A 14,458-nucleotide genomic window follows, 5' to 3' on the forward strand; every position below is an offset into this window, starting at 1 on the left:
GTATGTAATTCTAGGTACGAGCGAGACGCTCGCACCAGCTATGGAGAGCATGCCTTAGTCGGTAGACAGGCGTCCCGCTCGTGCATTTTTCAAGCAAAGAATTACATGCGCTGTGGTACTGAAATCCCAAGGACTTTAAAACTTTTCTTGATGACTTCACCAACGAGTCTGGCGAGTTCTACTCTGAATTCGATTTGCTGAGGTTCGTCTGCTCCCAAAATGGAGACGTTTTGATAAAATGAATTAAATTCTTTGACCAAGTCATAAACAAAATTGGCAACAAGTGCTGGGCTATACTGTTCAGCTGCTTGTTGAATGATATCTGGAAACTGATTCAAAATTTTGATTAATGCCTTCTCTTTGACGTCGAATTGATAATTGGACAAGACTAAAGATGCCGAATCCTGCTCAGCTTTTCTCAATATGGATTGAATTCTTGCGTAAGTATATTGAATGAAAGGCCCCGTGTTTCCCTGGAAGTCTACAGATTCTTCGGGGTCAAATAAGATGCGTTTTTTGGGATCAACTTTTAAGATGTAATACTTCAAAGCTCCCAAACCTATCATAGTGTATAATTCGTTTCTTTCTTCTTCGTCGTAGCCTTCGAGCTTGCCGAGTTCCTGTGAAATGGTTTTGGCTGTAGAAATCATTTCTTCTATCAAATCATCTGCATCTACCACATTGCCTTCTCGACTTTTCATTTTCCCGCTTGGTAAATCGACCATTCCATAACTCAAATGAAAGAGATGATCTGCCCACTCAAAGCCTAACTTTTTCAAAATCAGAAACAAAACTTTGAAATGGTAATCCTGTTCGTTTCCAACGGTAAACACCATCTCGTCGATGTCGTAATCAGCAACCCTCTGGATAGCGGTTCCAATATCCTGCGTCATATAAACAGCTGTACCGTCTGATCTCAATACGATTTTTTCGTCCAAGCCTTCCTTAGATAAGTCTATCCAAACGCTGCCATCTTCTTTTTTGAAGAAAACGCCACTCTCAAGACCAGCTTTGATGTGGTCCTTGCCAAGAAGATAAGTTTCACTTTCGTAATAATTTTTATCGAAATCCACTCCCAGGTTATCATAAGTGATGTCGAAACCATCGTAAACCCATTGGTTCATGGTTTTCCAAAGCTCGACTACTTCCGCATCTCCGGCTTCCCACTTTTTAAGCATGTTCTGAGCTTCAACAAAAATAGGTGCTTCTTTTTTGGCTTCTTCTTCAGTTTTGTCTTTTTGAGTAAGTTCTTTGATTTCAGCTTTATAAGCTTTATCAAATTCAACGTAATATTTGCCAACCAGATGATCGCCTTTTACACCCGATGTTTTAGGCGTTTCTCCGTCTCCGAATTTTTGCCAGGCCACCATACTTTTACAAATGTGAATGCCCCGGTCGTTGATGATTTGGGTTTTATATACCTGTTTACCTGCAGCTTTCTGAATTTCAGCAACAGAGAATCCTAATAAATTATTTCTGACATGACCAAGATGTAGTGGTTTGTTGGTGTTTGGCGAAGAATATTCTACCATCACCTTTTGGCTTTCAGGGCTCACCTTTTTAAAACCAAAATCTTTGTCTCTACTCATCGTTTGAATCAAACCCGAAAAGTAAGATTCTGCCAGCGACAAATTCAGAAACCCTTTTACAACATTGAATTTCGAAACTTCGTCTGCTGATTTTGAAAGGTATTCGCCAATTTGTTCACCTAACTGGACCGGGTTGGTTTTAATGTATTTTAAAAGTGGAAAAACGACAAGAGTGATATCGCCTTCAAATTCCTTTCTAGTGAGTTGAAATTCAAAGGAGTCGGCATCAACTTGATGAGTTTCTTGTAGAAATTTTGTTATGTGTTTAGAAAGTTTTGTTTCTAGGGTCATTGTAATAGTGTTTCAGTTGCAAAGATAATCTAAAAATTAGAGGGTATTCCCAGATGAGAGAATGGAATTAAGTATATTTCCAAGAAAAACATGCTTTTAAATGTATCTTATAATCGTCCAAAAATAAAAGAGCAAGTCAACGATGAGGTAGGTAAGCCTTTTACTTTGATGGATAGAATTAAAATGGGCGGCATTGGTTCTGGAAAGTTAAACATACATTCGTCAAGTATTCAGATCTATAATCTTCTCATTTTAGACAATAATTTGAATGTTTGTGGTGTGGAGATGAGGCCCAAAGGAATTATTGTGACGTTTCGGTCATTGCTGGAGACTTATGCTTTGGTTATCCCTTACTATAAACTCAAGCTTTATAAAGGACAAGCTAAAGTATACTCGATTTATATGGATAATTATTTTGTTAAAGTGGAAGCCAAAGAGAAACGAAATCACGAATTTTTGAAGAAAATTTTAAAATATAAATCGGATAATTTTTCCAACGGTTTTGAAAATTATTAACTCATGAAAATACTTTTAACAGGCGCCAATGGATATATAGGAATGCGGGTTTTACCACTGCTTTTGGATGAAGGGCACGATGTGGTTTGCGCCGTTAGGAGTGCTGATCGGCTTTCTGTCGACAAAGAAATAAAAGAACAAATTGAAATTATAGAAGTGGATTTGTTGGATGAAGTTAAACCTAACCTTTTCCCAAAAGATATAGACGCCGCTTACTATCTCGTACATTCTATGACGAGTTCGAATTCAAATTTCTCTAAAAAAGAGCAAACGACCGCAGAGAACTTCAACGCTTACATGAAAGGCACCAATGTAAAGCAGGTTATATTTTTAAGTGGAATTGTAAATGAAGATAACCTTTCTGAACACCTGGAGTCAAGGAAAAACGTAGAAAGTATTTTATATAATGGAGGCTATAATCTTACCGTGATTAGGGCAGGAATTATTGTCGGTTCTGGAAGTGCTTCTTTTGAAATTATCAGGGATTTATGCGAAAAGCTTCCTGTCATGATTACTCCCAAATGGGTAAATACGAAATGCCAGCCCATTGGAATTCGGGATGTTTTAAAATTTCTCACTGGTGTTTTAGGGAAACCTGAAACCTATAACGATTCATTTGATATTGGAGGTCCAAATGTGATATCCTATAAAGGCATGATGAAAGGCTATGCCAAAGTGAGAGGCTTAAATCTTACCATTATCAATGTTCCTATAATGACTCCAAAACTTTCCTCTTACTGGTTGTATTTTGTGACGTCAACCTCCTATAAGTTGGCTGCGAACCTGGTCGATAGCATGCGGGTGAATGTAATTGCAAAGGACCATAGATTGCAGGATATTCTGGCGATTGAACCTCATACTTATGAAGAAGCTATTGAAATGGCTTTTGTGAAAATTGAACAGAACCAGGTGATTTCCAGTTGGAAGGATTCAAAGGTGAGTAGCCGTTATTCTCAAAAGGACCTAAATAAATACATTAAAGTACCTAAATATGGTTGTTTACATGACAATCAATCCATGAAAGCTGACGATCCTGAAAAAGCTTTGAATAAAATATGGGCTATTGGTGGAAAAAACGGATGGTATTATGCCGATACATTGTGGAAAATAAGAGGTTATATAGATAAGCTTTCTGGTGGTGTTGGTTTGAGAAGAGGAAGGACCAGTCTGGATAAAATCAATAGTGGTGATTCTTTAGATTTTTGGCGTGTACTTATGGCAGATAAGGAAGAACGAAGATTATTGTTATTTGCAGAAATGAGAATTCCAGGAGAGGCTTGGTTAGAATTTTATATTGATGATGATGGAGTTGTCCATCAAAATGCAACGTTTAGACCCAAAGGTTTGAAAGGTAGATTATACTGGTATTCAATGCTGCCTTTTCACTACTTCATCTTCAATGGAATGTTGACACAAATCTGTAAAGCCTGACTTACCTGAAGCTCAAAATCTCATTACTTGTTGATATAGTAAAGACACCAAAACCTTGAGAATTTAGTCGGATAGTTTTTTCTGAAGCTGTATTTTTAAGTGTAATATTATTGAACACCACAGTAATATTGAAACGTCTTGAAACTATGTTATCCCTAAAATAATCTACCGTTAACGATTCTGAAATTGTAGCATCCAAATAATTTGGAATCCCATCTTGATTACTATCATCATCTCTAGGGTTTAAATCTGTTTGAATTGGGGGAGTGCCATTATCCAGAGCATTAAGATCTTCATAGCGAGTGATAACACCATCGCCATCGTCGTCTGGATCTAAATAGTTTGGAATCCCATCTCCATCAGTGTCCAGGTTCTTATCCGATGCGCTTTGTCCACCTATTTCAGTCAGAGTTGGAATATTATCATTGTCGTCATCAATATCCAGGAAATTTGGAATCCCGTCGCCATCTGTATCCAGATTGAAAACAGTTCCTGTGAAATCTCCGTTTTCATTTACCTGTCTTTCTTCCAAATCAATTATTCCATCGCCATCGGTATCTACGTTAGTTCCAGAAGCACGAGTGATTGTAAATTCCACACTACCTCCGGTAGTACTCACGTATTCTTCGAGGACATTTGGCCGACTTGGAGGGATTTCTTTGCAGAAATAATCATTACTGTCTTCATTAGCATCTAATCTTCTGAAGTTGATACGATTAGAATTATTTATGGGTACCGAAAAACGGCTTGGGCTTATAACATTTATAACATTTTCAGCGATGTTTTGTTGAAAAGTGAAGGCTATAGCTTCGTTGGATTCAGTAATAATATGAAGTACTTTTCTATTGTTTTCGAATTCACAAAGATTCAATTTTGATTCTTCATTAAAATTGAAATCACTTACGATGATATCTCCGTCATCACAACTCAGGAAAATTAAAGTAACAGCTAGAAGTAATAGATATCTTGTCATAGTCTTAAATTCGAGTTCAAATATAAAACACTTAAAGGATACCAATTAAATTTGAATTATTTTTGTGAAAGAATTTTAAGCAATGGATACAGTTTACCTAGATAATGCCGCAACTACTCAAATGGATCCTGAAGTGATTTCAGCGATGCATCAAAGTATGAGATCGAATTTCGGAAATCCTTCTTCGACCCATGCTTTTGGAAGAAAAGCCAAGGCAGCAGTGGAAACAGCCAGAAAGTCTATCGCGTCTTTACTTAATGTTTCTTCTGCTAATATTGTTTTCACTTCTGGCGGTACTGAAGCCGACAATATGGCTATTTCCTGTGCGGTAAGAGATCTAGGAGTGACCAGAATTATTTCTTCTAAAATTGAGCATCACGCCGTTTTAAACTGTGTTGAATTTTTGGATACCGAAAACAAAATAGACCTTCAATTTGTAAATTTAGATCAGGATGGTTCTGTAGATTTAACCCATTTAGAAAGTCTTTTAGCTGAAGCACCTGATTCTAAAACCCTTGTTTCTTTAATGCATATCAATAATGAGATTGGTAATATCCTCGATTTAAAAGCGGTAGGTGAATTGTGTCAAAAGTACTCTGCTTATTTTCATAGCGATACCGTGCAATCTGTAGGTCATTATGAAATGGATTTAGCAGATCTGCCCGTTGATTTTATCGCCGTGAGTGCTCATAAATTTCATGGCCCCAAAGGCGTGGGGTTCTTATATGTGAAAAGTAGAAATCATCTCAAGCCCTTAATTCATGGAGGGTCTCAAGAGCGTGAATTGAGAGCAGGAACTGAAAGCGTTCATAATATTATTGGTTTACAGAAAGCGATTGAAATAGCCTATACAAACTTAGAAGAAGACTCAGCTTACATCAAGTCTTTAAAAAATCACTTTATGGATTCTTTAAAATCTGAAATACCTGGCGTGAGATTCAATGGACTTTCTGGAGATTTAGATAAAAGCACCTATACTTTAGTAAATGTGAGTATTCCGCTTTCTGCTTCAGAATCTGATATGATGTTGTTTCAGCTGGATCTTAAAGGAATTGCCTGTTCCAAAGGAAGTGCTTGCCAAAGCGGAGCTCAGCTTGGTTCTTTTGTTCTTAATGAAGTTTATGGTGAAAAGTTAGATTACCCAGGCATTCGGTTTTCGTTTTCTAAATTCACCACAAAAAAAGAACTGGATTACGTCATATCTACTTTGAAAAGTTTAGCCCTTTCAAAAGCGAACTGAGAATTTTAAGTTGAAAACTCTTGGACTTAAAAAGTTAGGAATAGCAAATTGATTTTTTGAAGAGGCATCTCTCACAAAAGTGTTGGTTATGGAATTAAGCTTGTCGAACATATTGAAAATCTCAAAGCCTACATCTACACTTTCAAAAACACTTAGCCAGTTATTTTTACTGAAATTATCATTGGGTTCTTTTAAAGCATAAAAAAAACCTACATCCACTCTTTGATAATCCGGCAATCTACTTTGGAAATCGTAAGGATCTACAAATTGTGGTGAACCTCCTGGTAAACCGGTATTATAAACGAGATTGAGGTATAATTTTAATTTTGGCATTTTGGGGACGTAATCCTGAAATAAAGCAGCAAACTTCAGTCGCTGGTCTGTTGGTCTGGAAATGTATTCCCGGTTGCCTTGGCGCTCTTCAGTTTTTAAATACCCAAAGCTGAACCAGCTTTCTGTGCCAGGAACAAATTCGCCGTTAAGTCTCATGTCTAAACCATAAGCATAAGCTTCGGCATCGTTTCTGGCTCGGTATCGAATTCTTACATTTTCTATGGTGTAAGGATTCACATCCTCTAGTTTTTTATAATAAGCTTCGGTGATAAGTTTGAAAGGCCTATCCCAAACCCTGAAACTATAATCGTTACCAGCTACAATATGAATGGATTTTTGAGCCTTTACTGTAGGAATAACTGTTCCTGTGGAATCCCTGAGTGCCCTGTAAAAAGGAGGCTGATGGTAAAATCCTCCGGAAAGCCGAAATAGCATATCCTTGTCCCAATTTGGTTTTAAAGAAATTTGAGCTCTTGGACTCCAAATGTGTTGGGTATTGGATTCAATATCTTTTCCGGAAACCCTCCAGGCCTGAGTTCTTATACCGGCATTCATCCATAATCTAGAATCTCCAAGACTCGTTCTGTAACTCCATTGCAAAAAAGCAGTAAGCCTATCAATTTTTGTAGAATTGAGTGCTCTTATGCTTTGGTAAACTTCCAGGGGAGCTTCAAAAGGATTGTAAGGCTGGTCGTTGGCAAAATCGGGAAGAGGAGGGCGTATGCTAAAACCAGCAGAATCTATAACTTCATATTCCTGTAAGCGATCCCTTATGTCTTCGTGAGTGTATTTTGCACCGTATTCCAGAAGGTGCTCATCGATGTGGTAGCTTCCCAAATGCTGAAGATTAAAAATCAAGGCGTCCAGATTATTTCTTGCATGCGTAAATTGTGACCCAGCTCCTTCTGTAAATTCAACTTCACCTAGATTTTCATCTCCAAAATCTGAACTTACACTTCCTAATCTGTAATTGGCGAGAATGTCAAAATGTTCTTGTTCTTTGGTATGATAAGCGGATGCAATAAGTTTACCTGTATAGTTTTCGTCAGGTTTGTAGGTGGCTTTAAAAGCTCCAAAATAAGTTTCATACCTGTCTTCTTCTTCACCTTCATAAAACACTAAAAGCGCCTTGGGGTCATTTATAGTTCCAAAATTGGTTTGTCTGGTAAAAGGTTCATAATTGTAACTATTGACGGCAATATTCCCTAAAAAACTCAATTCAAATTGAGAGTTGAACTGGTAAGTAAAAAAAGTTTGAATGTCTGCAAATCTAGGCTTAAAGTTGGCTTCAATATCTTTAGCATTGACGAAAAGTGAGTTGTCTCTGTATCTTAGACCAACTATAGCAGATAGTTTTTTATCTTCCGATACACCCTCCACAGAAGCACTTCCACCGAGAAAACTAGCTTCGAAACTCCCGCCAAAACTCACAGGTCTTCGGTATTCAATATCTAAAACAGATGACATTTTATCTCCATATCTGGCTTTGAATCCACCAGCTGAAAATTGAATATTTCTTACCAGATCAGTATTTACAAAACTTAAGCCTTCTTGTTGACCACTTCGTATTAAAAAAGGTCTGTAAATTTGAATATCATTCACATAAACTAAATTTTCATCATAATTCCCGCCTCTTACAGAATATTGAGTGCTTAATTCGTTGTTGGAGTTAACTCCAGGCAAAGTTTTAAGAAGATTTTCTACACCAGCATTAGCACCTGGAATTTTCCGAACGGTTTCTGGAGATAGGGTTGTCACTCCTTCGATTCTTGCTCTTTCTTCATTCTGTAAAACTACCTCACCAATTTGTTCAACAGTGGTTTTTAAAACGAAATTAAGTTCTTCTACTTGGTCTGGTTTTAAATTTAGTTTAAGCGTAATAGGCTTAAAACCAACGTAAGATATTTTCAATTCTATAGCTCGGTTTGCAGGTATGCTAAGGCTATAAAATCCGTTGGCATTGGACACGGTACCGGTGGTTGCCGAACTAATGTTTGCAAATGGAACAGGTGTAATACTTTCGTCAAAAATGATTCCTTGTACAGTAGCGGTTTGAGAAAAAACAGCAGTAGAGCCAAAAACAATAAGGAATGCGTAAAGATATTTCAAGCTTGATGGAATTAATTTTTTCTGAGAAATTCTGCCTCAAATATAGCAGTATTTCCAACCTTATCTGTAACAACGACTTTTAATTCATTTTTAGTATCAGAAATTTTTCCATCGTTGAAGTCATAGGTGAGTGTTTTGGTTTTATAATCATATTCCATAAGGATAAACTCTCCGTTTACCGTTGCCCGGTAGCTTTCAATCCCTGTGTCTTCATCGTCGATTTCTAATTTTAGGAACCTGAAATTGGAAACCCATTGTTTGTCTCTGAAGTTTTTAGGCGTTATCGTTGGTGCTTTGTTATCTTCAAATAATTGATAAGTTCCGAATTCATTGACTTTAGTAGTTAATCTATCTTTTTTTTTATAGGTACTTACATAATATTTACTTCCCCAGGAGGTAACCGAAGCGATATATAGCTTGTCTTGATCTTCCAGAGAATATTGACTAACATCAAAACCTATCGTCATCGATTTATGAAGTGGAGTTGTAGGTTCATGTAATTTAACACTTAAGCCTTCTATGTCGATATCCAAAAATATGTCCTCGTAAAGCGCATTTTTTGGAATATAGATGTCGATTTTGCCTTCTTCAAAAACAGAAGCTGAATTTGCTTTGGCAAAATACTCGGTTTCTTTTATTTCCTTCTGAATTAGATTTTCATCAAAATCAGTAGTAAGAGGAATTAAAATAGATCGCGTATTTCCCATAAAATCTGAAACTAAAATCTCAAAGCTTTGATCGAGATTATCTTTTTGAATGGTCACAGTTCCATCGTTATAAACGTCTTTATAAAGACTTAGGGGATTATTTGGCTCCAAGAAAAGTTTTTGGATTCTCCTTTTTTCAGTTGCGTAATATTCAAAATCGATAAGACGATTGATATAACGTGATTCGTAGAATGAAAATTTATCGAAAGTGGTTTCAAAAACAGGCTTTCCATTCAGTTTTGTAACTACAGAATAGACGCCATTTTTATTGTAAGTTAAGTCCAGAATATCGTAAGCATCTATACCAAAACCTATAGTTCCAAATGCTTTTATAGGTTCGGTTCTATAATTACCATCTTGACGCTGAATTAATTTGAGCTGAACACGATCTGTACTGCCATTCACATGAGAATCTGGTCCCAGGGAGTAGGCATGCAAAGCAAAAATTTGTGGCTTCCGTGAATCTTTTACCTCATCAAACCCAAATAAAAATGGATTCATAGGCTTAGACTTAAAATCCCTGATTTCAAAATGTAAGTGAGGTCCTCCACTCGAGCCCGAATTACCACTGTATCCAATCACCTCTCCCTGCTTAACCTTCAATTCTAAAGCCGAAGGAAAGAGCTCTATCTCATAAGATTCTTTTTTATACTGCGCTTTTCTAACTAAAGCCTCAATTTTTGGTGAAAAATTATCCAGATGCGCATAAACACTTTGATAACCATTTGGATGGTAGACATAAAGGGCTTTGCCGTAACCACCATGCTGAATTTTAATCCTACCCACATAACCTTTGGCAGATGCTGAAACAGCTAAACCGGTAACGCCATTAGTTTTAATATCCATCCCTGCATGAAAATGATTGGATCTCAATTCACCAAAAGTTCCAGAAAGCAAAAGAGGAATTTCCAACGGTGATTCAAAATAATTTCTTGGAATCTCATCTTGCGCGTAAGTAAGGTGATTGCAAAATAGTAATGTAAAGATTAAGAATTTGAGCTGCATATAAATTAAAAAATTAAACGCTTAAACGTTGCCTCTTTGCTTCAAAAATAAGAATTGCAGCAGAGACTGAAACATTGAGAGAATCTACTTTCCCATCCATTGGGATTTTTACAATTTTATGAGCCTGAACTCTCCAGTTTTCAGACAAGCCTTCATGTTCTGTACCCACGACGATGGCAGTTGGTACCGTAAAATTTTCCTCTAGATAAGAGTTTGAATCCTGAAGTGCAGCTGCAAAAATGTGGATATTATTCGTCTTAAGATAATCAATTATTTCAGAAGTTGTTCCAGTCGCTATAGAATTTGTGAAGATTGTCCCGACGCTAGATCTGATAATATTTGGATTATAGAGATCCGTTTTAGGGTTTGCAATAATGACTGCATCTAGATGGGCAGCATCACAAGTTCTTAAAAGGGCACCAATATTTCCGGGTTTTTCTGGAGCTTCAGCTACCAGAATGAGAGGCGAATTAGTGTCAAATTTTAACTTATCAAGAGTCAGTTTTTTCGAAAAAGCAATAGCTATAACTCCTCCGGTTGAGGATCGGTAAGCTATTTTTTCGAAAACAACTTTAGAAATCTCCAGAACTTCACAGCTTAAGGCGTCGAGTTGAATATCGTCTTCAAAAATATCGGGACAGACCAACACCTGTTTTAATGTGTATTCAGCCTCATTAGCATATTTGAGTTCCTGAACGCCTTCAATGACAAATTCATTACAGCTTTTTCTAAGCTTGGATTTCTTCTGAAGTAAAAGCAAATGTTTGATCAACGGATTGCTGATACTTGTAATGTGTTTTCTCATAATTCAGAACTAAAAAAAGCTTCTGAAATTTGACTCTCAGAAGCTTCAAATGTAATCAAATCTTAAGCACTATAAGTGAATTACTTCGTCATATGCCGCTGCTGTAGCTTCCATCACAGCCTCACTCATAGTAGGGTGTGGGTGAACAGTTTTTAAGACTTCATGACCTGTAGTTTCAAGTTTTCTGCCCAAAACAGCTTCAGCAATCATATCAGTCACTCCAGCTCCAATCATATGGCAACCTAACCATTCTCCGTATTTAGCATCAAAAATAACTTTTACAAAACCATCTTTAGCACCAGAAGCACTTGCTTTACCAGAAGCTGAAAATGGAAATTTGCCAACTTTTATTTCATAACCTGCTTCTTTAGCTTGTTTTTCTGTCATACCGACACTAGCAATTTCAGGATCAGAATAAGTACATCCCGGGATGTTGCTATAATCCAAAGCTTTCACTTTTTCTCCAGCTATTTTTTCTACACAGAGAATACCCTCAGCAGAAGCAACATGCGCAAGAGCTGGGCCGGGAGTAACATCTCCAATGGCATAGTAGCCGGGAACGTTGGTTTGGTAGAAATCATTGACCGTAATTTTATCTTTATCGGTTTTTATACCGACATCTTCTAAGCCAATGTTTTCAATATGGGTTTTGATACCCACAGCAGATAAAACGATATCGGCTTCGATGGTTTCTTCTCCTTTTTTGGTTTTTACTTTAGCTTTTACTTTTTTACCAGAAGTGTCCACACTTTCTACCGAGGAGTTGGTCATCACATTGATACCTTTCTTCTTGTATATTTTTTCAAATTGTTTAGAAACTTCTTCATCTTCCAAAGGAACAATATTTGGTAAAAATTCTACCAAAGTGACTTTAGTTCCCATGTCGTTATAAAAACTAGCAAATTCAGATCCAATAGCTCCAGATCCTACGACAATCATAGACTCTGGTTGTTTATCCAATGTCATTGCTTCTCTATACCCAATCACTTTTTTACCATCTTGTGGAAGGCTAGGAAGCTCTCTTGAGTGAGCTCCGGTGGCTATAATGATATGGTCTGCTTCATATTCGGTTGTTTTATCTTTATCATCTTTTACAGAAACTTTCTTTCCCTTTTTGAGAGTTCCATGTCCCATGATGACATCGATCTTGTTCTTTTTCATCAGAAATTGAACACCCTTGCTCATTCCTTCAGCTACGTTTCTACTGCGTTTTACAACTTTAGTAAAATCTTTATCTGGGTTATCAACCTTAAGTCCGTAATCTTCAGCATGATTTAAATATTGAAAAACCTGTGCGCTTTTAAGTAAAGCTTTTGTAGGAATGCAACCCCAGTTAAGACAAACTCCACCCAAACTTTCTTTTTCAATAACAGCTGTTTTAAGACCAAGCTGTGAAGCTCTAATTGCTGCCACATATCCTCCCGGACCACTTCCTAAAACTATAACATCGTATTTACTCATAACATTTTATTTGCTAAGATTTCTAAAAGCGCTAAATTAAGAATAATCCATATATTTTGCACTGAAATGGAGAGTCTTATTTAAAGGACTAACGCCAAAACAATCCCCAGGACGATGATGCCGAACTTGTAAATGTTGAATTTGTGATCTTTGGAGGATTCAAATAAAATGGTGGTGGAGACGTGAAGAAAGATACCAATAACTATGGCATCGAGATAAATGCTGATTTCATCGAGCAAACTTGTGTTGTTTTGGACGAAACTACCAAGAGGCGTCATCAGTCCAAAAACAACAAGGAAGATGATGATTTTGAATTTAGATAAATTTGTGTTGAACAGAAAAGAGGCTATGATGATGGCAATAGGTACTTTGTGGACTATTACTGCATAAAGCAAATGCTCATTGCCATGAAGGGGAATCCCTTCCAAAAATGCATGGATACATAAACTAATGAAGAGTACGAAGGGAAAGGTTTTCTTTTCTTTTGAAAGGTGAAAATGCCCGTGTTCTGCACCTCCGGACAAATATTCTAAGATGATTTGAAGTAAAATCCCACCTAAAATATAGATGCCTATTGAATTTACTCTAGAATTATAAATGTCTGGAAGAAATTCTAAAACAGTAACCGATAATAAAAAAGATCCGCTAAAAGCCAAAAGCAGATTGATTGTTTTTGAATTTTGATGAAGAAAATATGAGATTCCAAACCCTAAAAGTACAGCAACAATGGGTAATAATAAATTCATATGGATGATTTAGTTCAATTTTGAAAACTTAAAATCACGTTCTCAAAAATAAAGGTGCAAAATTAATGTATTTTTGCACTCCAAAATATGTTCTTTATGGAAAATAATTTCAAAATGATTGCCAAGTGTCTCTATGAATTCGAAGACGAACTTGTAAAAGAATTAAGAGAGCTCGGAGCTATGGATATCCAAAAAGGGGTAAGACACGTTTCCTTTGTTGGTGATCTTGGGTTTATGTATAAAGCCAATCTTAGCTTAAGAACTGCTATAAGCATTTTGAAACCTGTTTTCAGCTTTAAAATTTACAATGAAGATGATTTTTATAATAAGGTCAATGCGTTTGCCTGGGAAAATCTAATTGACAAAAATGGAACATTTGCCGTAGAATCTACCGTAAATTCTGAAATTTTCACGCATTCCAGATATGTTGTTTTTAGAACTAAAGACGCGATTGTAGATAGATTTAGAGACAAATTTGAAACTAGGCCCAATATCGATACGGATAGACCAGATTGTCAGGTAAGTGTTCACATCGATAGAGGAAACTGCGAAATCAGCTTGAATACGTCGGGAGAACCGCTTTTTAAAAGAGGTTATAAAACGGCTACCAATATAGCGCCTATCAATGAAGTTTTAGCGGCTGGGTTACTTTTAAAATCAGGATGGTCTGGACAATGTGATTTTCTCGATCCCATGTGTGGAAGTGGAACTTTGTTAATCGAAGCGGCGATGATAGCCTGTCATATCCCTCCAAACATTAACCGTGAGCATTTTGCTTTTCAGAAATGGGAAGACTTTGATGAAGCCTTATTTGAAATCATTAAAGATTCAACTTTAAAGAAAGTAAGGTCTTTTGATTTTGAGCTTAAAGGTTACGACAAAGCGCCATCAGCCATAGAAAAAGCAACCCAAAATATTGAAAATGCAAATCTTTCTGAATTTATTAAGGTAGAGCGTCAAGATTTTTTCGAAAGCTTTAAAACTTCAGAACGTCATCTGCACATGGTGTTTAATCCTCCTTATGGTGTAAGACTTGATGTGGATATTCCTGAATTTTATTCTAAAATAGGGGATACATTAAAGCGAAATTATCCAGGTACATCAGCCTGGTTTATAGTTGCAGATCTTGAGGCTATAAAACACGTAGGTTTGAGACCATCACGAAAAATTAAATTATTCAATGCAAAATTAGAATCCAGATTATTGAATTATAAAATCTATGAGGGCTCTAAAAAAGCAGCAAAACAATAAG

General features: G+C 36.6%; 11 protein-coding genes. 4 read left to right on the forward strand and 7 right to left on the reverse strand.

Annotated elements, in window-relative coordinates; all coding sequences use genetic code 11:
- Positions 1–101 precede the first annotated feature (101 nt).
- Entirely contained in the window at positions 102–1,880 is a 1,779-nt protein-coding gene (gene argS / locus LB450_RS10020; protein WP_224488032.1) for an arginine--tRNA ligase, read from the reverse strand.
- Between the two features lie 90 nt (positions 1,881–1,970).
- Here argS and LB450_RS10025 point away from each other — a divergent pair, with 90 nt between their 5' ends.
- Both LB450_RS10025 and LB450_RS10030 read left to right on the forward strand, forming a co-directional pair.
- Entirely contained in the window at positions 1,971–2,396 is a 426-nt protein-coding gene (locus tag LB450_RS10025; RefSeq protein WP_224488034.1) for a hypothetical protein, read from the forward strand.
- A gap of 3 nt (positions 2,397–2,399) precedes the next feature.
- Entirely contained in the window at positions 2,400–3,827 is a 1,428-nt protein-coding gene (locus tag LB450_RS10030; RefSeq protein WP_224488036.1) for an SDR family oxidoreductase, read from the forward strand.
- A gap of 1 nt (position 3,828) precedes the next feature.
- Here LB450_RS10030 and LB450_RS10035 read toward each other — a convergent pair whose 3' ends face one another.
- Positions 3,829–4,800, reverse strand: coding sequence for a hypothetical protein (locus LB450_RS10035; protein ID WP_224488037.1), 972 nt, complete (start codon positions 4,798–4,800; stop codon positions 3,829–3,831).
- Positions 4,801–4,882: 82 nt separating this feature from the next.
- On the opposite strand from LB450_RS10035, the gene LB450_RS10040 reads away from it, so the two are divergent.
- A complete protein-coding gene (locus tag LB450_RS10040) occupies positions 4,883–6,040 on the forward strand; it encodes a cysteine desulfurase family protein (protein ID WP_224488039.1) in 1,158 nt (385 codons plus the stop codon).
- On the opposite strand, the gene LB450_RS10045 is transcribed toward LB450_RS10040, so the two are convergent.
- The 5 genes from LB450_RS10045 to LB450_RS10065 form a co-directional block, all read right to left on the reverse strand.
- Positions 6,026–8,482 carry a TonB-dependent receptor gene (locus LB450_RS10045; RefSeq protein WP_224488041.1) on the reverse strand — a complete coding sequence of 819 codons (2,457 nt, stop codon included), beginning with the start codon at positions 8,480–8,482 and terminating at the stop codon, positions 6,026–6,028. The two genes, LB450_RS10040 and LB450_RS10045, sit on opposite strands and share 15 nt — an antisense overlap.
- An 11-nt stretch (positions 8,483–8,493) precedes the next feature.
- A complete protein-coding gene (locus LB450_RS10050) occupies positions 8,494–10,194 on the reverse strand; it encodes a M23 family metallopeptidase (protein WP_224488043.1) in 1,701 nt (566 codons plus the stop codon).
- Between the two features lie 13 nt (positions 10,195–10,207).
- Positions 10,208–10,999: an RNA methyltransferase gene (locus LB450_RS10055; RefSeq protein ID WP_224488045.1), complete on the reverse strand. Its 792-nt coding sequence runs from the start codon at positions 10,997–10,999 to the stop codon at positions 10,208–10,210.
- A gap of 69 nt (positions 11,000–11,068) precedes the next feature.
- Positions 11,069–12,460: a dihydrolipoyl dehydrogenase gene (lpdA, locus tag LB450_RS10060; protein WP_224488047.1), complete on the reverse strand. Its 1,392-nt coding sequence runs from the start codon at positions 12,458–12,460 to the stop codon at positions 11,069–11,071.
- 80 nt (positions 12,461–12,540) lie between these two features.
- Positions 12,541–13,206: a ZIP family metal transporter gene (locus LB450_RS10065; protein WP_224488050.1), complete on the reverse strand. Its 666-nt coding sequence runs from the start codon at positions 13,204–13,206 to the stop codon at positions 12,541–12,543.
- 96 nt (positions 13,207–13,302) lie between these two features.
- Between LB450_RS10065 and LB450_RS10070 the strand changes: the two genes are divergently transcribed.
- Positions 13,303–14,457: a THUMP domain-containing class I SAM-dependent RNA methyltransferase gene (locus LB450_RS10070; protein WP_224488052.1), complete on the forward strand. Its 1,155-nt coding sequence runs from the start codon at positions 13,303–13,305 to the stop codon at positions 14,455–14,457.
- The last annotated feature ends 1 nt before the right edge of the window (position 14,458 follow it).

The sequence above is a fragment of the Psychroflexus curvus genome (assembly GCF_020164585.1).
In the GTDB taxonomy this organism is placed as follows: Bacteria; Bacteroidota; Bacteroidia; order Flavobacteriales; family Flavobacteriaceae; genus Psychroflexus; species Psychroflexus curvus.

Excerpts from the sequence above, each read along its gene's own strand:
- argS (WP_224488032.1), bottom strand. The coding sequence starts at position 1,880 with ATGACCCTAGAAACAAAACTTTCTAAACACATAACAAAATTTCTACAA.
- LB450_RS10025 (WP_224488034.1), top strand. The coding sequence starts at position 1,971 with ATGCTTTTAAATGTATCTTATAATCGTCCAAAAATAAAAGAGCAAGTC.
- LB450_RS10030 (WP_224488036.1), top strand. The coding sequence starts at position 2,400 with ATGAAAATACTTTTAACAGGCGCCAATGGATATATAGGAATGCGGGTT.
- LB450_RS10035 (WP_224488037.1), bottom strand. The coding sequence starts at position 4,800 with ATGACAAGATATCTATTACTTCTAGCTGTTACTTTAATTTTCCTGAGT.
- LB450_RS10040 (WP_224488039.1), top strand. The coding sequence starts at position 4,883 with ATGGATACAGTTTACCTAGATAATGCCGCAACTACTCAAATGGATCCT.
- LB450_RS10050 (WP_224488043.1), bottom strand. The coding sequence starts at position 10,194 with ATGCAGCTCAAATTCTTAATCTTTACATTACTATTTTGCAATCACCTT.
- LB450_RS10055 (WP_224488045.1), bottom strand. The coding sequence starts at position 10,999 with ATGAGAAAACACATTACAAGTATCAGCAATCCGTTGATCAAACATTTG.
- lpdA (WP_224488047.1), bottom strand. The coding sequence starts at position 12,460 with ATGAGTAAATACGATGTTATAGTTTTAGGAAGTGGTCCGGGAGGATAT.
- LB450_RS10065 (WP_224488050.1), bottom strand. The coding sequence starts at position 13,206 with ATGAATTTATTATTACCCATTGTTGCTGTACTTTTAGGGTTTGGAATC.
- LB450_RS10070 (WP_224488052.1), top strand. The coding sequence starts at position 13,303 with ATGGAAAATAATTTCAAAATGATTGCCAAGTGTCTCTATGAATTCGAA.